The organism is Peptoniphilus koenoeneniae, assembly GCF_030812875.1.
Lineage (GTDB): Bacteria > Bacillota > Clostridia > Tissierellales > Peptoniphilaceae > Peptoniphilus_B > Peptoniphilus_B koenoeneniae.
The window spans coordinates 127,600-146,764 of sequence record NZ_JAUSTN010000007.1; the positions used below are offsets into that span (position 1 = coordinate 127,600).

General features: G+C 32.0%; 19 protein-coding genes. 15 read left to right on the plus strand and 4 right to left on the minus strand.

Annotated features, from left to right (window positions below; all coding sequences use genetic code 11):
- Positions 1-113 precede the first annotated feature (113 nt).
- Together J2S72_RS07550 and J2S72_RS07555 are read left to right on the plus strand one after the other, a co-directional pair.
- Complete coding sequence (locus tag J2S72_RS07550; protein WP_307495264.1) at positions 114-1,343, plus strand: putative DNA modification/repair radical SAM protein; 1,230 nt, start codon at positions 114-116, stop codon at positions 1,341-1,343.
- Position 1,344: 1 nt separating this feature from the next.
- Positions 1,345-2,073, plus strand: coding sequence for a TIGR03915 family putative DNA repair protein (locus J2S72_RS07555; protein ID WP_307495265.1), 729 nt, complete (start codon positions 1,345-1,347; stop codon positions 2,071-2,073).
- 13 nt (positions 2,074-2,086) lie between these two features.
- Here J2S72_RS07555 and J2S72_RS07560 read toward each other — a convergent pair whose 3' ends face one another.
- Positions 2,087-3,031, minus strand: a complete 945-nt coding sequence (locus J2S72_RS07560; RefSeq protein ID WP_307495267.1) for a hypothetical protein — start codon at positions 3,029-3,031, stop codon at positions 2,087-2,089.
- 13 nt (positions 3,032-3,044) lie between these two features.
- Positions 3,045-4,481: an MBOAT family O-acyltransferase gene (locus J2S72_RS07565; protein ID WP_307495268.1), complete on the minus strand. Its 1,437-nt coding sequence runs from the start codon at positions 4,479-4,481 to the stop codon at positions 3,045-3,047.
- 111 nt (positions 4,482-4,592) lie between these two features.
- Here J2S72_RS07565 and J2S72_RS07570 point away from each other — a divergent pair, with 111 nt between their 5' ends.
- Positions 4,593-5,897 carry a S1C family serine protease gene (locus tag J2S72_RS07570; RefSeq protein ID WP_023055964.1) on the plus strand — a complete coding sequence of 435 codons (1,305 nt, stop codon included), beginning with the start codon at positions 4,593-4,595 and terminating at the stop codon, positions 5,895-5,897.
- Positions 5,898-5,971: 74 nt separating this feature from the next.
- On the opposite strand, the gene pgeF is transcribed toward J2S72_RS07570, so the two are convergent.
- Entirely contained in the window at positions 5,972-6,703 is a 732-nt protein-coding gene (gene pgeF / locus J2S72_RS07575) for a peptidoglycan editing factor PgeF (RefSeq protein WP_023055907.1), read from the minus strand.
- A gap of 129 nt (positions 6,704-6,832) precedes the next feature.
- On the opposite strand from pgeF, the gene J2S72_RS07580 reads away from it, so the two are divergent.
- The 7 genes from J2S72_RS07580 to J2S72_RS07610 all read left to right on the plus strand — a co-directional run bounded on the left by J2S72_RS07580 (position 6,833) and on the right by J2S72_RS07610 (position 13,601).
- Complete coding sequence (locus J2S72_RS07580) at positions 6,833-7,492, plus strand: S-layer homology domain-containing protein (protein ID WP_307495269.1); 660 nt, start codon at positions 6,833-6,835, stop codon at positions 7,490-7,492.
- An 83-nt stretch (positions 7,493-7,575) separates the two neighbouring features.
- On the plus strand, positions 7,576-8,649 hold the full coding sequence (locus tag J2S72_RS07585) for a hypothetical protein (protein WP_307495270.1): 1,074 nt from the start codon (positions 7,576-7,578) through the stop codon (positions 8,647-8,649).
- Positions 8,650-8,659: 10 nt separating this feature from the next.
- Positions 8,660-8,887: a DUF951 domain-containing protein gene (locus J2S72_RS07590; RefSeq protein ID WP_023055950.1), complete on the plus strand. Its 228-nt coding sequence runs from the start codon at positions 8,660-8,662 to the stop codon at positions 8,885-8,887.
- Positions 8,888-10,078 (plus strand): threonine ammonia-lyase, encoded by a 1,191-nt coding sequence (gene ilvA, locus J2S72_RS07595; RefSeq protein WP_307495271.1) that lies wholly within the window; start codon positions 8,888-8,890, stop codon positions 10,076-10,078.
- A 158-nt stretch (positions 10,079-10,236) separates the two neighbouring features.
- On the plus strand, positions 10,237-10,464 hold the full coding sequence (locus tag J2S72_RS07600) for a preprotein translocase subunit SecG (RefSeq protein ID WP_023055914.1): 228 nt from the start codon (positions 10,237-10,239) through the stop codon (positions 10,462-10,464).
- Between the two features lie 23 nt (positions 10,465-10,487).
- Positions 10,488-12,494, plus strand: a complete 2,007-nt coding sequence (locus J2S72_RS07605) for a sodium-translocating pyrophosphatase (RefSeq protein ID WP_023055948.1) — start codon at positions 10,488-10,490, stop codon at positions 12,492-12,494.
- A 198-nt stretch (positions 12,495-12,692) separates the two neighbouring features.
- Complete coding sequence (locus tag J2S72_RS07610) at positions 12,693-13,601, plus strand: DMT family transporter (RefSeq protein ID WP_307495272.1); 909 nt, start codon at positions 12,693-12,695, stop codon at positions 13,599-13,601.
- Positions 13,602-13,646: 45 nt separating this feature from the next.
- Here the strand turns inward: J2S72_RS07610 and J2S72_RS07615 are convergent, their stop codons facing one another.
- The gene (locus J2S72_RS07615; RefSeq protein ID WP_307495273.1) at positions 13,647-14,894 is read right to left on the minus strand and encodes an S-layer homology domain-containing protein; all 1,248 of its coding nucleotides are present in this window, start codon (positions 14,892-14,894) and stop codon (positions 13,647-13,649) included.
- 96 nt (positions 14,895-14,990) lie between these two features.
- Here J2S72_RS07615 and pta point away from each other — a divergent pair, with 96 nt between their 5' ends.
- The 5 genes from pta (at position 14,991) to floA (ending at position 19,007) form a co-directional block, all read left to right on the plus strand.
- A complete protein-coding gene (gene pta, locus J2S72_RS07620) occupies positions 14,991-15,965 on the plus strand; it encodes a phosphate acetyltransferase (RefSeq protein ID WP_370869448.1) in 975 nt (324 codons plus the stop codon).
- A gap of 95 nt (positions 15,966-16,060) precedes the next feature.
- Complete coding sequence (gene rpsU, locus J2S72_RS07625) at positions 16,061-16,243, plus strand: 30S ribosomal protein S21 (protein WP_023055937.1); 183 nt, start codon at positions 16,061-16,063, stop codon at positions 16,241-16,243.
- A 14-nt stretch (positions 16,244-16,257) separates the two neighbouring features.
- Positions 16,258-16,701 (plus strand): GatB/YqeY domain-containing protein, encoded by a 444-nt coding sequence (locus J2S72_RS07630; RefSeq protein ID WP_023055929.1) that lies wholly within the window; start codon positions 16,258-16,260, stop codon positions 16,699-16,701.
- A 45-nt stretch (positions 16,702-16,746) separates the two neighbouring features.
- Positions 16,747-18,018, plus strand: coding sequence for an NfeD family protein (locus J2S72_RS07635; RefSeq protein WP_307495275.1), 1,272 nt, complete (start codon positions 16,747-16,749; stop codon positions 18,016-18,018).
- Positions 18,006-19,007: a flotillin-like protein FloA gene (gene floA, locus J2S72_RS07640; protein ID WP_023055992.1), complete on the plus strand. Its 1,002-nt coding sequence runs from the start codon at positions 18,006-18,008 to the stop codon at positions 19,005-19,007. Before J2S72_RS07635 ends, floA begins: the two co-directional genes overlap by 13 nt.
- The last annotated feature ends 158 nt before the right edge of the window (positions 19,008-19,165 follow it).

A 19,165-nucleotide genomic window follows, 5' to 3' on the forward strand; every position in this document is an offset into this window, starting at 1 on the left:
AAAACCTACATCAATGGAATGTAGGTTTTTTATATGTTAAAACTTATCAAGATTTAAAAGAACATACGTTTACAAAAATATTGTATGGTGGTATAATTTTTTCAGGTGGTTAAATGGATATTCAAGAAAAAATTAAAATTTTAACTGATGCTGCTAAGTATGATGTGAGTTGTTCTTCCAGCGGGTCTAATAGAAAAAATAAAAATGGTTTGGGGGATGCAAGTTTTTCTGGTATATGCCATTCTTGGAGCGAGGACGGTAGGTGCATTTCTCTTTTAAAGATTCTTTTGACCAATAAGTGCATTTACAACTGCAATTATTGCATAAATAGAAGGGACAATGATGTTATTAGGGCGGAGTTTACTCCAAGGGAAGTGGCTGATTTAACTATAAATTTTTATAAAAGAAATTATATTGAGGGCCTTTTTTTATCTTCTGGGATTTTTAAGAGTCCTGATAAAACCATGGAAAGTCTTATTGAGGTTGCTGAGCTTTTAAGGAACAAGTACAATTTCAATGGCTATATTCACATGAAGGCTATTCCTGGGGCTTCTCATGATCTTATTCATAAACTTGGAAATTTGGTGGATAGGATGAGTATTAATATTGAACTTCCTACGGAGAGGTCTTTGAGTCTTTTGGCTCCTCAAAAGTCTTACGGCCAGATTTTTAAGCCTATGGGAAATATAAAAGAGACTTTGATTGAAAATGTTGAGGAAAGAAAGATTTTTAGAAAGGCTCCTAAGTTTCTGCCTGCTGGTCAAACTACCCAAATGATTGTGGGGGCAAGTCGTGAGGATGATTTGACTATTATTAATCAAGCTCAGAGTCTTTACAAAAATTTTAATATGAAGAGGGTTTATTATTCTCGCTACATTCCTGTTGTTAAGTCAAGTTTTACAGAGGGAATTTCTGAGACTTCCATGTTAAGGGAGCATAGAATTTATCAGGCGGATTGGCTTTTAAGGTTTTACGGTTTTAAGGCTGATGAAATTTTAAATAAAAAAAATCCTTATTTTGATTTAAGGTTGGATCCTAAAATGAATTGGGCTATAGAAAATATTGAAAAGTTTCCTCTTGAAATTAATAGGGCAAGTTTTGAAGAGCTTATGCGTGTTCCAGGCATTGGAAGGACCTATGCTCTTAGGATAATAAATGCCAGAAGGTTTGCGGCTTTAAATTATGATGATTTAAAAAGCTTAAAAATTTCAACTAAGAATTGCAAAAATTTTATAACTGTAAGGGGAGTTTACAGGGGAATAAATGTTTCTACAAAGGAGGCTTTAAAGGATATTATGTCAGCTAAAGATCCTTATGCCTGTGAGCAGTTGAAGATGTGGTGATATGAAATATATTTATGATGGGACTTTTGATGGTCTTTTAACTTTAATATTTGATTCTTATAAGTTTATTGAAGATATAGAGATAGAAAAGGAAAATGATCAAGTGGTTTTTTTTGATAGCCTATATGTAAAGAGGGATTTAGAAAAGGCAAATAGGGTTAAAAATAGCTTGATAAAAAATTTTTCTAAGGATATTTTGGGAGATTTTTTTAAGATTTTTTTGTCGGACCATATAAAAAAGGAATATATTATAGGGGTTTGTATAAAGAATATTTACAGATATGGTATTAATTTTTTAAGTTCTGCTCATGAGTACGCAGTGGCTTACAGAGGAATTTTAAAGAATTTTTCCCGGGAACTTCATTCTTATAAGGGGCTTTTAAGATTTAGGGAGATTCAGGATAATTTTTTATTGGCTGAGTTTTCTCCTCAAAATGATATTTTAATTTTTTTGGCAAGGCATTTTTTAAAAAGAATGCCTAAGGAAGATTTTATTATTTGTGATGATAAAAGAAAAAAAGCCGCTTTTTGTCAAAGGGGCAGGCTTAAAATTTTAGATGTTGAGTCTTTAAGTCCTATAGATAGTGAAAATGAAAAGTTTTTCAGGTCCGCTTGGGTTAATTTTTATGATTCTGTTGCCATTGAGGAGAGAAAAAACATAGGACTTATGATTTCTAATATGCCCAAAAAATATTGGAAATATTTGCCGGAAAAAAATAAAAGATTATAGTTTACCTAATCTTTTATTTTAAATAATTTTCATAAAAGTACTGTGTAAATTTTTCTGCTCCAGCCCTATTTAAGTGGGAGGGATCGTAAAAATCTTCCTTTGTTAATCCGATTTTTTCTTTATCCTTTGATAGATCTATAACATTTCCGCCAAAATCCTTAATGTAAGAAAAAGCAGCATCTATATTTTCTTTATAAGGCTCAAAATTAAATAAGGGTGTTTTTATAAAATATAGGGCTAGCTTATTTTTTTTACAAAGGTCGTATATTTTTTTTGCCCAAATATAGTTTTCTTCTTTAAAGGTCTTATCTTTTGCGGCTTCTATAATTTTCATATTATCAAGGTTTACTTTAGGATTTTTCATAAAATTTTTACTTTGACCTTGAAGCATTACATAGCCCTTTAAGTCATCGTGGAAGTCTTTCCATTTAAACTTCAAATCCTCTTCAGCTATTTCCTCCCAACGGGAGTGATATTTAAAAAGGGGAAAAATATTTTCTGCCCACTTATCTTTTGGAAGGGAATTTTTTATCATTGCAAGTTTATCAAAGCTTAGGGGAAAGTAGTCCGTATAGGAGTGAATCGTTCCATCATCCAATTGGTTTTTTGTAATTAAATCACAAATGTCAAAATAAATTTTTTTAGGCTCTGATATTTTCAGGGCTTTTTTTATATAGTAGTAGCTTGCTTGGACAGGTTGCTTTTGACTTGCTAAAACATAAGAATTTATTCCATGTTTTTTAAGTATTTCCGGATAAAAACTGCAATAGGCATGACTTGTGCCGAAAAACATGAGGTCATATTTTTCTTTTTCATTAAAATATCCGGCTATTTTATTGCCCATATCCCAAGGTTTTTCTAAGGATTTTCTAATAAAAATTGTATTCAGTTGACTTATTATTGTTGAGAGAATCAAAATAAAGATTCCTATTTTTAATATTCTTTTTAAATTTTTCATAATTAAATCACATCTAAAATTGAAAATAAATAAATTGACTTTCACTGTAACCGGGACCGTAAACTCCGAAAATAAGAGAAAAGACAATTAAAAGTATATAGATGACTATTCTAAATAAAAAGTTTTTACTTTCTATTTTCTCGCTTATATTTATTCCTCTGTACTTTATTATATCAACTAAGAATAAAACAAAGATTGCAAATGTCAATACATAAACATTGCCTAAGGAAAAGTTTATTTTGTCTTTAAGGGGATCTCCTTCAAGAAAAAATATCTTTGAAATATAGCTAGTTGCCATGGTTAAATGGTTGGCTCTAAAAAATATAAAGGCAAAGGTTGCAACTAAAAAGGTCATCATCCTTCTTAAACTTATATAGAGTAAATTATTTTTGAATTTTACAAAATATTTTTTTGTAATATTTTCGAGAATGTTAAAAATTCCATGAATAAGACCCCAGATTATAAATGTATAGTTGGCTCCATGCCAAAGGCCACTTGTTAAAAAAACTATAAGGACATTTATATAAGTTCTGAATTTATTTACCCTATTTCCGCCAAGAGGTATATAGAGATAATCTTTAAACCAAGTTGAAAGGGAAATATGCCATCTTTTCCAAAATTCTCCTATAGATTTTGAAAGGTAGGGTTCTTTAAAATTATCCATTAAATCGTAACCCAATATCTTTGCCGATCCCTTTGCTATTATGGAATAAGAGTAAAAGTCGCAATAAATTTGAAAGCTAAAAAGGACAGCTCCTATAAATAAAAAGAGCCATGAAAGATTTTTATAGTCTGCATAAACTTGATTTACAAAAATTGCAGCTCTATCTGCAATTACCAGTTTTAAAAATATTCCCCACAAAATATATAAAAAGCCTTTTGAAAGATTTTCATATTTTCTATTGCCAAGGGTTTTAATTTGAGGCAGGAGATTTTTTGACCTCTCTATAGGGCCTGCAACAAGTTGAGGAAAAAATGAAACAAAAAGAGCATAATTAATGAAATTTTTTTCTGCCCCTATTTCTTTTCTATATACATCAATTGTGTAGCCCAGAGCTTGGAAGGTATAAAAAGATATGCCAACAGGTAAAAGAAAGTTAAGACCCTTAAAGTTTAAGTGTAAATTTAAAAGTCCTAGAAGTCTATTTAAAAATCCTAAGCTAAAGGAAAAATATTTAAATAAAAAAAGTATGCCTAAATTTATAAAAAAGCATAAAAAAATAAAGAACTTTTTTTCTTTTTGACTTTTAGCTTTTTCTATATAGATTCCCGTAAAAAAAGTTACGACAATACTTAAAAGCATTAAAAGAGAATATTTAAAATTCCATGATGAATAGAAAAAAAAGCTTGCTCCCAATAAAAATATTTTTTTGAATTTATCATTCAGGGAAAAATAAATAATTACTACTATGGGAAAAAATATTAAGTAGTTTACAGAATTAAAAAGCATTAAATCAACTCCACTATTATTATAAACGAGTAAAATTTATAAATAAAGCTAATTCATTTTGCATTCATTTAGATAGGCTAAAATGGGTATAGTTAAAGAGGAGGTAGAAAAATGGATGAAAGAAATGAAGAAATAAAAAATTATTACGAAAATGAAAATTTCGACAGAAGAAAAAATAAAAAAAGAGGAGGAAAGGGGATTTTATTTTTAGCCCTTATCTTTTCTCTTATAGGAGGTCTTTTAGGAAGCGCCATTACTTATGGACTTTTAGGAGAAAGATTTCAAATGGCTGTTTCCACAGAGGCGAATAAAGAAAGGGACTTTCAAAGTCAAAATGTAAATATACAAACAAGCTCAGGGGAAAATTCTGCCACTTATGTTTTTGAAAAAGTAGTCCCTTCAGTTGTAGGTATTACAACTGAGGGTTATCAAATGACTCCTTTTGGAACACAAGCAGTGAGGGGAACAGGTTCGGGAGTAATTTATTCAGAGGATGGATATATTTTGACAAATTCTCACGTGGTTTCTTTGGGAGGAAAGGCTGCCAAAAAAGTAAATGTATTTTTAAATGACGGTACCAGCACCGAAGGAAAAGTTGTATGGTCAGACAGTTTTATAGATATAGCCCTTGTAAAAATTAAAAGCGATAAAAAATTGGAAGGGGCAAGTTTTGGAGATTCTGATACTTTAAAAGTTGGACAAACTGCAATTGCCATAGGAAATCCTCTTGATATGGCCTTTCAAAGATCTATGAGTAAGGGAATAATTTCAGGCCTTAACAGATATATAGGTCAAGTTGATGGTGGCGGATTTATGGTAGGCTTAATTCAAACAGATGCTTCCATTAATGGAGGAAATTCTGGAGGACCTCTTATAAATGACAGAGGACAGGTAATAGGAATTAATACAGTAAAAGTTTCTTCTGCTGAAGGCATGGGCTTTGCAATTCCTATTAATTCTATAAAACCTATTATAGAAAGTGTAATTAAGACAGGAGATTATAAGGCAGTTGCCCTAGGAGCATCATCAGTTCCAGTTGAAGATGCAAACAGAATGCTTGGAACGAATATAAAATCCCATAAGGGTCTTTATGTTGGAGATGTTTTGGACAATTCTCCTGCAAAGCTGGCAGGACTTGAAAAAGGTGATGTCTTATTAAGAATGGACGGAAAAGATTTGGACAGCGTCAACACTTTAAGGGCGGATCTTTACAAATATAAACCGGGAGATAAGGTTAAACTTGATATTTTAAGGGACAAAAAAGAAATGACCCTTGAAATAACTTTTACAGATTATAAAGTGTCAAAGACTGAAGAAAATGTAGAAAAAAATCCTAACAACCAAGGTGATTCCCAAATGGATGATAGAGAAAGACAAAGGTTGTATGAATTTTTCAAAGAATTTTTCGGAAGGTAAAATAAAAAAATGTAGACTTACAAAATAAAGTCTACATTTTTTTTGTACAAGTTTATAATTTTTTTGGGATTTTTTTATCTCATCATCACCATCATCCCATTAAGTCCATAATTTTTCCCATCTCTTCGGGCAGAGTGTAAATTAATATTGTCAAAGGTAATTTCTTTGGATACTTCAATATTTTTTATTCCATTATTTTCTAAAATTATCTTATTTGCCTTTTTCATGTTAAGTAAAAACTTTTCATTTTTATTGTCCTTTGAAATAAAAATATCTGACTTTTTAAAATTCTTATAAGTATTAAAAGAATCAAAGGCATCATAGACGTCCTTACCAACTTCATAATTTTTTGAATCTATTGAAGGACCTATATAGGCAAGGATATTTTCTCTTTTTCCACCTAATTCTAAGATTTTTTCAATTAAGCTTTCTCCAATTTTTTTTGAAGTGCCCCTCCAACCGGAGTGTACAATACCCAAGATATGATTTTCTCTTTCGTAAAGGACAAGGGGAGTGCAGTCTGCAAATTTTATAAAAAGACCAACATTTTTTGAACTTGTAATCATTCCATCACTGTTAAGAAAAATTTTTCCATATATAAAATTTTCAGCCTTATCCCTTTCAACGATACTTATATTAGTGGAATGGCATTGATAAGAGGAATAAATCTCCTTTGGTTCAACATTATCCTTTTTTAAATTTTCTTCTATATAATTTTTGACCTTATCTCCCACTTTTGCATATCTGAAATCATAGGGTTTTAAGTAAATTCTATTGTAAATTTCTTTTAATAATAAACTTTTCATAATATCACCTCTCTAATATTACCCAATATTTCACTAGTATTACAAGAAAAAATAATATGTAATACAATCTTAAAATTAGTAGGAAAAATAACTGATATAATGTAAGTATAAATTGGAAGTGGTGAGGATATGAGAAGATTAAAAAAATACCTGACACTGTTCATTTCAATTTGTATGTTATTTGTAAGTGTTTCTGCAAGGTCTTTTTCCGATACGAGAAATCACTGGGCCAGTGATTATATTGATAAGCTTTCGGACATGGGTTTTATTTCCGGCTATGAAGGTGATTTATTTAAACCTGATGCGGAAATTTCAAGGGCTGAATTTTATGCCGTTATTAACAATATGGCAAATTTAAAAAAAGTCTACCCTGTTTTTTTCAGTGATGTTAAACCTGATGATTGGTTTTATAAGGAAGTTGGAAAAGCTGTTAAGGCAGGTTATTTAGTTCCTACTACAGGAAATCTAAATCCTTCAAAGCCCATCAGCAGGATGGAAGTTGTAGAAATCTTAGGTTATATGTATAAGTTGAAACCGGATGCAAAGGAAGCTTTGAATTTTAAAGATTTGGAAAATTTGTCTTCTGAAGAAATTGCCTATATAGGTGCTCTTGTAAAGTTGGGGGCTGTTGGAGGTTACCCTGACAATACTTTCAGACCCAGGGGTTCTGTTTTAAGAGCAGAGATTTCAAGAATTTTAACAAGTCTTATTGACAAGGCAGGTCTTCCCGGTGAAAGAACAGTGCCGGACAGTAAAATCAAATTTGGAGATAAAAATCTTTACCAATAAAGAGTGCTCTTGGGGTACTCTTTTTTTGGTGAAAAATTTTGGAAAAATTTCTATAGTTTGATATAATAAATGCGGAGGAATTTATGGACTATTTCTTAAAACACAAAAAAAATTTTCTTCTTGGCGGGATTGCTTTTTTTCTGCTTTTATTTTTAATTTTCAACAGAAATAACTTAAACGGCAACAAGACTTTAATTAAAATAAAGACCCCTGGTTTTGTAAGCGACGTAAAGGATTTTCATCTTACAGGCTCATCTCTTATGATTTGGGATTTAAATTATCTTTATGTTGCCAGCAAAGACGGTGAAATGGAAAAAAAGATTGACAAGAGTTCTGAAAATTTAAAAGTTTTTTGGGGAACTAATTCATGCTATCTATATGATTCCGATCTTAAAAAAATTTATAGATATTCTGAAAATGGAGAATTTTTAGGTACTTCAGTGGCTCCTTATGATGTTTACAACATAATTACTCAGGGGCAAAACACCATTGTTCACATGAAGGATAATGGCAGAGAAGTTTTAAGCCTTTTAAAGGGAGATTCTTTAAGCGAAATCTATAAAACTCAGAATTTTATAGTTGCCATGGATTTTAATGACTTAAAAAACTATGTTGTTGCAGAAATAAATCCTTATGACAGAGGATATAAGACAACATTATCAGGTAAGGGAAAATTTTCAAAGAGAATTGACTATGTAGGGGAAGTTGCCTTGGATGTAAAGGTAATGTCAGGAAAAGTTATAATGGTAACTGATAAAAACATTTATATTTTAAATGGAGAAAAAACACTACATAAAGAGATACCCAATATTAGTGATGTCCTTTACAAAGATTCTTGTATTTATCTTTTGCACAGTGGAATTCTTTCAAAATATAACATGAGGCTTGAAGAAGGAGCAAAGTTTATTATTGCAGCAAATGTAACGGGTCTTGCTGATGTGGGAGGTTCAATTTATACTATAGGCGAATCCGATTTAGGAGGAGAGATAGGTAAAAAATCTGAATTTTACACAAGACTCGGTTCAGGAATTGAAAAAATTGAGATAGGCGGTGTAACTGTTGCCGCACTTAAAGATGGGAAATTGAATATTTATAAGATTATTCAATCAAGAAGCTCAGACAATAATAAAATGAGAGATCTCTCGGAAGGTGAATAAGGAGTTTATTATGCTTTATTATGAACTTGGCGATATTGTTATTTTAAAAAAAGGACATCCATGTGGCGAAAATCGTTGGGAGATTTTAAGAACCGGCGCCGACATCAAACTGAAATGCTTAGGTTGTGACAGGATGATTTGGTTAAGTCGTATGGAATTTGAAAAAAGGGTCAGAAAAATTTTAGAGGATGAAAAATTTGTAAGTATAATTCACCACAAAAGACCCGAGGAGGATTAAATGGAAGTTCAAAAAATTTATGATGCTAAAGAAAGGTTAAAGGGTCATATTAAAAAAACACCCCTTGTAAAAGCCGCAAATTTAGGGGAAGATGTTTATTTAAAAGTTGAAGTCTTACAAGACACAGGCTCATTTAAATTAAGAGGAGCTTATAATAAAATTGCAACTTTGACACCTGAAGAAGCTTCTAAGGGAGTTATAGCATGTTCAGCTGGAAACCATGCTCAAGGAGTTGCAAAGTCAGCTACTGAAAGAGGTATAAAATCTATTATATGTATGCCTTTACACGCACCTATTTCAAAAGTTGAAGCAACAAAAAATTACGGAGCTGAAGTTTTACTTGTTCCGGAAACTTTTGATGATGCAGCAGCAAAAGCTCAAGAGTTAGTTAAAGAAAAGGGTTATACTTTTATTGCGCCTTTTAATGATGAAGAAGTTATAGCAGGTCAAGGCACAATAGGTCTTGAAATACTTGAAGATCTTCCGGATTGTGATATTGTAGTTGTTCCTATTGGTGGCGGAGGACTTATAAGTGGAGTTGCTCTTGCAGTTAAATCCCTCAGACCTTCTTGCAAGGTAATAGGAGTTCAAACAAAGGCAGTTCCTTCTATGTATGAATCTAAAAAAGCAGGAAAGATAACAGGAGTTAAAGGTGGTTCAACTATTGCCGATGGTATTTCTGTAAAGGTTCCCGGAGAAATTACTTTTGGTTTAGTTGAAAAATATGTAGATGAAATTGTACTTGTTGATGAAAATGAAATTTCTTCTGCTATACTTACTCTTCTTGAAAAGGATAAGATAGTTACTGAAGGAGCAGGTGCAACTCCTGTTGCAGCTTTAATGTACAACAAATTTGAACATGAAGGTAAAAAAGTTTGTTGTCTACTTTCAGGTGGAAATATTGATGTAACAAGAATTGCAAAAGTAATAAACAAGGGCTTATTTAAAACTAAAAGATCTGCTGAATACAAGGTTATATTAAATGATCAACCAGGTGAATTAAGTAAACTTACAAGATTGTTTGAAGAAAATAAAGCAAACATCAATCAAATAAGACAATCACCTGATACTCATGCAGATGCTATTGATGCGATGAAAGTTAATGTAGTGGTTTCTACTAAGGATGAAGAACAACAAAGACAAATTGAAGAAGATTTAAGAAAACACGGATATTCTTTTGAAAAAAAATAAAATTTAATTAATTAAAAAGGGCTTATTAATTTAAGCTCTTTTTAATTTCACTAACTTTTCAGATTTTTTTCAATTTATAATCTCTATAAGTTTGAAATAAAACTTAGCTTGTGTTAAAATTTATACGTTATAGATAAATACATTAATAGGAGGTTAAAATGCAAGCTATATTATCAGTTATAATAGCTGTTACATCCATTGTGCTTATTGTTACAGTAACATCAATGGAATCAGAACAAGCGGGACTTGGAACACTTGACGGAAGTGTTGAATCTCTTTGGGGAGAACACACTGGAGCAAGTAAAAAGGAAAAATTAAATAAAATAGTTACTATTTCCGCTATAATTTTCGTTTTATCGTTATTAATTCTATTGGCAATTCAATAGAGTTTTTATATTAAGGAGGAGTTATGGAAAATATTTTAATTATAGCTCCCATCGTTGGACTTATTGCACTGGCATATGCCTTTTTAAAGGCTAATTTTATTGCAAAACAAGATGTTGGAAATGATAGAATGCGTGAAATTTCCGGACATATTCACGATGGCGCTATGGCTTTTTTAAAGAGGGAATACAAAGTTCTAATTATATTTGTAGTGGTATTATCATTAGTTTTATGTTTTGGTCTACATGATATAAAAATAGCAATTTGTTTTTTAGTTGGAGCTATATTCTCAGTTCTTGCAGGTTACATTGGAATGAATGTAGCTACAAAGGCCAATGTAAGAACAAGTAATGCAGCATGGAAAAGTGGAATGGGAAGGGCTCTTGATATTGCTTTTTCCGGCGGTGCTGTAATGGGTATGTGTGTTGTAGGGCTTGGTATTATAGGAATAAGTCTTGCTTATATTTATTCAGGAAAAGATCCTGCAATTGTAACAGGATTTTCTCTTGGTGCTTCTTCAATTGCTCTTTTTGCAAGAGTTGGAGGAGGAATTTACACTAAGGCTGCCGATGTTGGAGCTGACCTTGTAGGTAAAGTTGAAGCAGGTATTCCTGAAGACGACCCAAGAAACCCTGCAGTTATTGCAGATAACGTAGGAGATAACGTAGGTGACGTTGCTGGAATGGGAGCAGACTTATTTGAATCTTATGTAGGTGCTCTTCTTTCAGTTATAACCCTTGGTCTTGTAGCTTACGAAGATGCCGGAGTACAATATGGTATTGCCATTGCTGCAATAGGTATTGTTGCTTGTATTCTTGCGGCATTCTTTGTTAAGGGAGATAAAAATCCTCAAAAAGCTCTTAACATGGGAACTTATATTGCAGCTGTTGTAACTATTGTGGCATCTGCATTTTTATCAAAATATACTTTTGGAAGTTTTCAACCCTTTATACCTGTTATTGTAGGTATTTTAGTAGGACTTATAATTTCTAAATTCACTGAATATTACACAGCAGATAACTATAAACCTGTTCAAAGAATTGCTGAAGAATCAAACACAGGTCACGCAACAAATATTATTGCTGGACTTTCTGTAGGTATGATGTCAACAGTTGGACCTATTATAATTGTAGCTTTAGGTATAATTGCAGCTTATCTTGGAGCAGGTGGAGCAGAAAGTGCCATTAAGGGACTTTATGGTATAGCTCTTGCAGCAGTTGGTATGCTTTCAACTGCAGGTATGACTATTGCCGTTGATGCTTATGGACCAATTGCAGATAATGCAGGAGGTATTGCAGAAATGTGCGAACTTCCTGAAGATGTTCGTGAAATTACAGACTCTCTTGACTCTGTAGGAAACACAACAGCAGCTATAGGTAAAGGATTTGCCATAGGTTCTGCAGCTCTTACAGCTCTTGCACTTTTTGTATCATACATTAATGCAACAGGCCTTGATGGAATAGATATTTCTAAGCCAGCTGTTATTGCAGCAACTTTTGTAGGTGGAATGCTTCCTTTTGCATTCTCAGCTTTGACAATGAGTGCTGTTGGTAATGCGGCATCATCTATGATAGACGAAGTAAGAAGACAATTTAGAGAAATTCCAGGAATCATGGAAGGAAAAGCAACACCTGAATATGCTAAGTGTGTAGATATTTCTACAACCGCAGCTCTTCGTGAAATGATAGTTCCAGGTCTTATTGCAGTAATAGTTCCTATTATTGTAGGATTACTACTTGGACCAGAAGCCTTGGGTGGACTTCAAGCAGGAGCTCTTGTAACAGGAGTTTTAATGGCTATATTTATGGCTAATGCCGGCGGAGCTTGGGATAATGCTAAGAAATATATTGAATCAGGAAAACATGGTGGAAAAGGTTCAGATGCTCACAAGGCTGCCGTAACAGGCGATACTGTAGGAGATCCTTTTAAGGACACATCAGGACCTTCACTTAATATTCTTATTAAACTTATAACAGTTGTTTCTCTTGTATTTGCACCACTATTTGTGCAATTTGGAGGAATGTTCCTATAATTCAATTATAAGTTTAGATTAAAGAGTACTTTAAAAAGTACTCTTTTTTATATTTTATAAACTTAAAAATTTTTTTAATTTTAATAAAACATAAAAAAATAAATACTATAAAAATATTGTTGCAAATCTATTTATTTGGTATCATACTTTATAGTGCGAAAGAAAAATTTTTTAAAAACATTTTATAGTGGAGAATTTATGAAAAAAGAGATTAGAGCAGCATTAATGTTATTATTAGTTGCACTTATTTGGGGAACCGCTTTTGTATTTCAATCTACAGCCATGGATCATGTAGGTCCTTTTACTTATAATATGGCAAGAGGTTTATTGGCAGGTTTTTCACTTATAATAATTATTTTAATAAGACCTAAAAAATTAATAGACAGATCCCATTATATAGACAAAAAATTTTCAGTAAAAGCAGGAGTGATTTTAGGTATTCTCCTTAGTTTTGCTCAAAATTTACAACAGGCAGGTATGGTTTTTACAGATGCTGGGAAATCAGGATTTTTAACAACCCTTTATATTGCATTCTTACCTATTTTTTATTTTTTAATGGGCAAAAAGCCGGATAAAAAAGTTGTAATATGTGTAATTCTTGCAATAATCGGTCTATATTTCATTTCAATAAAAAAAGATTTTACCATAGAAAGAGGAGATTTCTTAATACTTTTAAGTGCAGTGGGTTTTGCTCTTCATATTATTTTTATAGACACTTATTCATCAAAATGTGACGGAATAATATTAAGTTGCTCACAATTTTTTGTTTTTGGAATAATATCGGGAATAATTGCATTTTTTATAGAAGACATAAATATGTCTGAAATTTTGGCTGCAAAAACCTCAATTTTTTATACGGGGATTCTTTCCAGCGGCCTTGCCTATACTCTTTCGATAATTGCTTTAAGAGATATAGATGCTACAATAGGGTCCCTTATACTCTCTCTTGAAAGTATAATAGCAGCTCTTGCTGCGGCTATACTATTAAAAGAAAGTATGACAGCAAGAGAAATGTTAGGTTGTTTAATTGTATTTATAGCAACCATTCTTGCTCAGATTCCAAGTGAAATTTTAATTAAGCCTTTTAATAAAAAAATCAGACAATAAAAAACGCCGAGACTAAAAAGTCCCAGCGTATTTTTTTGCTAAAAATTAAAAATTATTTATTCTTTTCCAAATTACAACTAAATTTGTGTCTTGAGTAATTATAAAGGTGAATTTATTTTCGTCACCGATATATTTTTCATCGCCATTTAATTTAAAGGATTCAAGTTCAAAATTATCCGGTGCTTTAAGTAAAACTTCAATTCTCGTACCAGCTTTATAGGGACCTTTTTTGTCCAATATAAGACCTGTTCCCACAATGTTAATTCTATAAAGATCTTCTTTTTTTCTTTTTAAAGTAATATTTACAACCTTATCTTGATCTTTTATTTCTATAATGGTGGTTTCACTTTTATAATTTTTTTCAATGACACTTAAGGAATAAAGACCCTTCAAAAGAGGGGAATTATTTACAAAAGGCAAATCATTTATTGTTAGACTGGCCTTTATGGGATTGCCAGTTTCATCTTTTACATTAACCGTGAGTTTATAAGAAGGTTTATTTTCTTTTTGGGCCTTGTTTTCTTCATTTCCTTCTTTTATAAGGTTTTCCAATTCAATACACATATTTTGAATTTGCTCTAAGTTTTTTTGGTCCATTAAACCTTGAGCCTTTTTTAAAACTTGATCAGGAATTTTTTCCATGGGTCCTGCTTTATAAATAAGTTGTTGTAATTTATATTTTGCAAGTCTTAAATCTTCGCCATCAGGATTTTGAGAACCGATTTTTCTTATGCCTAAATCATCTATCCTTTTAAAAATTGAAGCTGCCTCAGCTCGTGTGAGAGCCTTATAGGGCATAAATTTTTCTTTAGGGTAGCCTGCAAATAAACCTGAAAAATTATTTAAAGCTGTTTTTTCTTTTTTAGTTAAATTTTCAGTATCAGTGTAAAATCTATCTTGGGAAAAGGGCTCATAAATATTGTTGATAAGATTTACAAAATCTATTCTGGTCATGGGATTTTTCGGGAAAAAATAAGATTCATCTTTTACAAAACCTTGAAGAACAAGATTTTTAATTGGTATATAATACCAGTCATCTTTATTTACATCTTTAAAATTTATCTCAGAATCTAAAGAATTTGCTCTGCTTATTTTATATATAATGCTTGCGGTTTCTCCCCTGGTCAAAATTTTATCCGGCATAAAACTTCTGTCGGGAAATCCTTCCATAAGATTTTTTTCTTTAACATAGTTTATGCTTTCTTTTGCCCAGTGACTATTTGTGTCTGTGAAGGCGTATGTATGTATAAAAATTAAAGAGGCAGCTGAAATTAAAATTAACAATTTTTTCATTTTATCACCTTAATTTATAATAACTGTTTTTATTTGTAAAAGCAATTATACTTGATTTTATCATATTTAAGTCTTACGATTATATTAATGGAGGTAATGATGAAAGATTTAATTAGTGAACTTAAAGAAAAATTAAAAGGAAAAAATGCAAAAATTGTTTTTCCAGAAGGTGAAGATAAGAGAATACTTGAAGCTGCAATAAAATTACAAGAAGAAGGTATAATAAAGCCTCTTGTTCTTGGAGACCTTGAAAGTATAAAAAACACAGGTAAAGAAAATAACTTAGATATAAAGTCTCTTGAAATAATTGATCCTAAGGAAAATATTTCAGAAGATATGGTAAATTCCCTTGTTAAAAGAAGAAAGGGCAAACTTAATAAAGAAGAAGCTGAAAAACTTCTTCAAGACCCCAACTATTTTGGAACAATGCTTGTTTACATGGGAAAAGCTGACGGAATGGTATCAGGTGCTGTTCATACAACAGGAGAAACTGTAAGACCAGCCCTTCAAATTATAAAAACAAAAGAAGGATTTAATAGAACAAGCGGTTCATTTATAATGCTTAGAAATGATGAAATGTATCTATTTGCAGATTGTGCAATAAATATAGATCTTGATGAAAATGCTTTAGCTGAGGTTGCAGTAGTTTCAAACTTAACTGCAAAACAATTTGGCATGGATCCTAAAGTTGCAATGCTTTCTTTTTCAACAAAGGGTTCAGCAAAAGATGAAAAAGTAGATAAAGTTGCAAATGCAACAAAACTTGCAAAAGAAATGGACAAAGACATTTTAATAGATGGAGAACTTCAATTTGATGCAGCTTTTGTTGAAAGTGTTGCAAAACAAAAAGCGCCGGGTTCACCTGTTGCAGGCCATGCAAATGTGTTTATCTTCCCAAGTCTTGAAGCAGGAAACATAGGTTATAAAATAGCTCAAAGATTTGGCGGATTTGTTGCCATAGGACCTATTTTACAAGGTTTAAACAAACCAGTTAACGATTTATCAAGAGGCTGCAACGCTCAAGAAGTTGAATCTCTTGCAATTATAACTGCCGCTCAAGCTTACCTATAGGCTCAAATAAAAATTTATTGAGTTTTTAAGGCATTTATTGTATAATTAACAAGTACTGCCGATAAGGCAACCTTTTCTACGAGAGGAGGGAAACTATGTCAGAAATTAGAGTTGGAGAAAATGAATCTCTTGATAACGCCCTTAAAAGATTTAAGAGACAATGCGCTACTAACGGCGTTCTTAAAGAAGTAAGAAAGAGAGAACATTACGAAAAACCCAGTGTAAGAAGAAAAAAGAAATCTGAAGAAGCACGTAGAAAGAAACATCAAAGATATTAATAGAGGTGGTATAGATGTCACTTAAAGATAAACTTATGGAAGATCTTAAGACTTCTATGAGAGAACGTGATAAGCTACGTAAGGACACCATAACAATGATTCGTGCAGCTATAAAGCAGCGTGAAGTTGATGAACGTGTCGAAATGACCGATGAACAGATTTTAGACATAATTTCCAAACAGTTTAAAGAAAAAAAATCGGATATAGAAGAGTTTAAAAAAGGTAATAGAGATGACCTTGTGGATCAAGCAAAAGCTGAAATGGAAATTTTGCTTGATTACATGCCGAAACAATTAACTGATGATGAGCTAAGAGAAATAGTAAAAGAAACTATTGGAGAACTTAAAATAGAATCAAAGGCACAAATCGGACAATTAATGAAGAATATCATGCCTAAAGTTAAAGGAAAGGCTGACGGCAAACAGGTTAATCGTATTGCACTTGAACTATTAAATTAAACCTAAGGATTAACCTTAGGTTTTTTTTCTTTTAAGGAGGGCAAAATGAAAAGACTAAGCACAATTATAATTCTTTTGCTTCTTATGACAAATGCATTTGCAAAAGGAAATTTTGCCTTCATTGTTCCTATAAAGGGTGAGATCAATGGAGCTACTGAGACTTTTGTAAAAGAGTCAATAGAAAAAGCTGAAATGAATAAAACCTCCATAGTTTTTGAGATTGACACCTATGGAGGTTACGTAAAGTCTGCGGAAAAAATAAAAAATTATATTTTAAATGCTAAAATACCCACAATAGCTTTTGTTAACAACAAGGCAGAATCTGCAGGAGTTTTAATAAGTATAGCCTGTGAAAAATTGTATATGGCAGAAAATTCAACTATAGGTTCGGCAGAAACCATACCGGCAACTGAAAAAAATATATCTTTTTGGAGGACTCTTTTAAAGGATACTGCAGAAAAAAGAGGTAAAAATGCAAAAGTTGTTGAAGCTATGGCAGATAAGGACCTTGTTATAGATGGCCTTACTAAGGAAGGAAAACTTGTAAATCTAACTGCCAAAGAAAGTTTGGACTTTGGAGTAAGTGACGGAACTTGTAAAGACTTAAATGAAGTTTTTCAAAAAGAAGGCATCACAAGTTCTGAAGATTTAAAAATGCCAATTTTGGCAAAAGCCGTGAATTTAATTTCAAACCCATATATTTCAACTTTAATTTTAACAATAGCAGTAGCAGCCTTTGTAATAGAAATATTTTCTCCAGGCTTTGGTTTAGCAGGAGGAATTTCAGTTTTAGCCTTTGCCTTTTATTTTTTAGGAAATATTTTAGCTGGAAATTCTTATCAGTATGCAATTTTTATATTTTTAATAGGAGTTGCCCTAATTATAGTTGAATCCATAATACCTGGTTTTGGACTACCAGGCATATTTGGAATAATTTCCATAGTAATAGGACTTGTGCTTACAATGCGAAGCTTGGACATTGCTTTAATGGGAGTTGCTTCTTCCATGATTGTGGGAGGGGTAATAAGTTATGTATTTATAAAACAGGGAATAAAATCTCCCTTTATACAAAAGATTACATTAAGAAACTCCACAAGTGCAGACTTCGGATATTCCAGCCATGATAAACCTAATGTGGAAATAGGATCTTTAGGAAAGAGCCTTACACCTCTAAAGCCAACTGGGTATATAATAATAGGAGATAAAAAATACGAAGCAATAAGCGAAATAGGTTATATAAGTAAAGATGAAGAAGTAGAAGTAACAGAAATCAAAGGTACAAATATTTTTGTAAGGAGGTATATATGCCAAGCATAATAGGAAGATTTTTGGGCGGAGGAGTCATATTAATAGTAATTGTATTATTAATAATATTTTTTTCCTTTGTACCCATTAGACTTTGGATAACAGCATTTTTTTCTGGTGTAAAGATTAAAATTTCAACCTTAATAGGAATGAGATTAAGAAGAGTAAGACCTGCAAAAATTGTAAATCCCTTAATAAAGGCAACAAAAGCAGGACTTGATCTTAATATTGAAAGCATGGAAGCTCACTATCTTGCAGGAGGAAATGTAAACACTCTTGTAGATGCCCTTATAGCGGCAGAAAGAGCAAATATTCCCCTTCAATTTGAAAGAGGAGCTGCCATTGACCTTGCAGGAAGAAATGTTCTTGAAGCTGTACAAGTATCAGTAAACCCTAAAGTAATAGAAACACCCAACATATCAGCAGTAGCTCAAGACGGAATAGAAGTTATAGTAAAAGCAAAAGTAACCGTTCGTGCAAACATTGACAGATTAGTAGGTGGAGCAGGAGAAGAAACAATAATTGCAAGAGTTGGTGAAGGTATTGTTACAACAGTAGGTTCATCTACAACTTACAAGGCAGTTTTGGAAAACCCTGATTCCATATCAAAAGTAGTTCTTGAAAAAGGACTTGATTCAGGAACAGCCTTTGAAATACTTTCTATAGATATAGCAGACGTTGACGTTGCAAGAAACATAGGAGCAAGACTTCAAACTGATCAAGCTGAAGCTGATAAGAGAATTGCAGAAGCAAAGGCATCAGAGAGAAGGGCTATGGCACTGGCAAGAGAACAAGAAATGAAAGCTGAAGTAGAAGCCATGAGAGCAAAAGTAGTAGAAGCTGAATCAGAAGTTCCTCTTGCAATAGCACAGGCCTTTAAAGATGGAAACTTGGGAGTTTTGGATTATTATAAAATTAAAAACATATCATCAGACACTGACATGAGAGAGGCAATAGCAAAAATTTCAGATCCAAACAAAAATAAACAAGAAAACAAATAAAAAAATTAAATGACGCAAATAAGCGTCATTTTTTTATGAAAAAATAAAAAATCTAAGAAAAAATTTAAAAAAAGCATCAAAGATAACAATTTAATTACAATTTTTTAAATCCATAGACAAAAAAATGTGAGCTTGCTAAGATTAGTTATGGAGGAAAA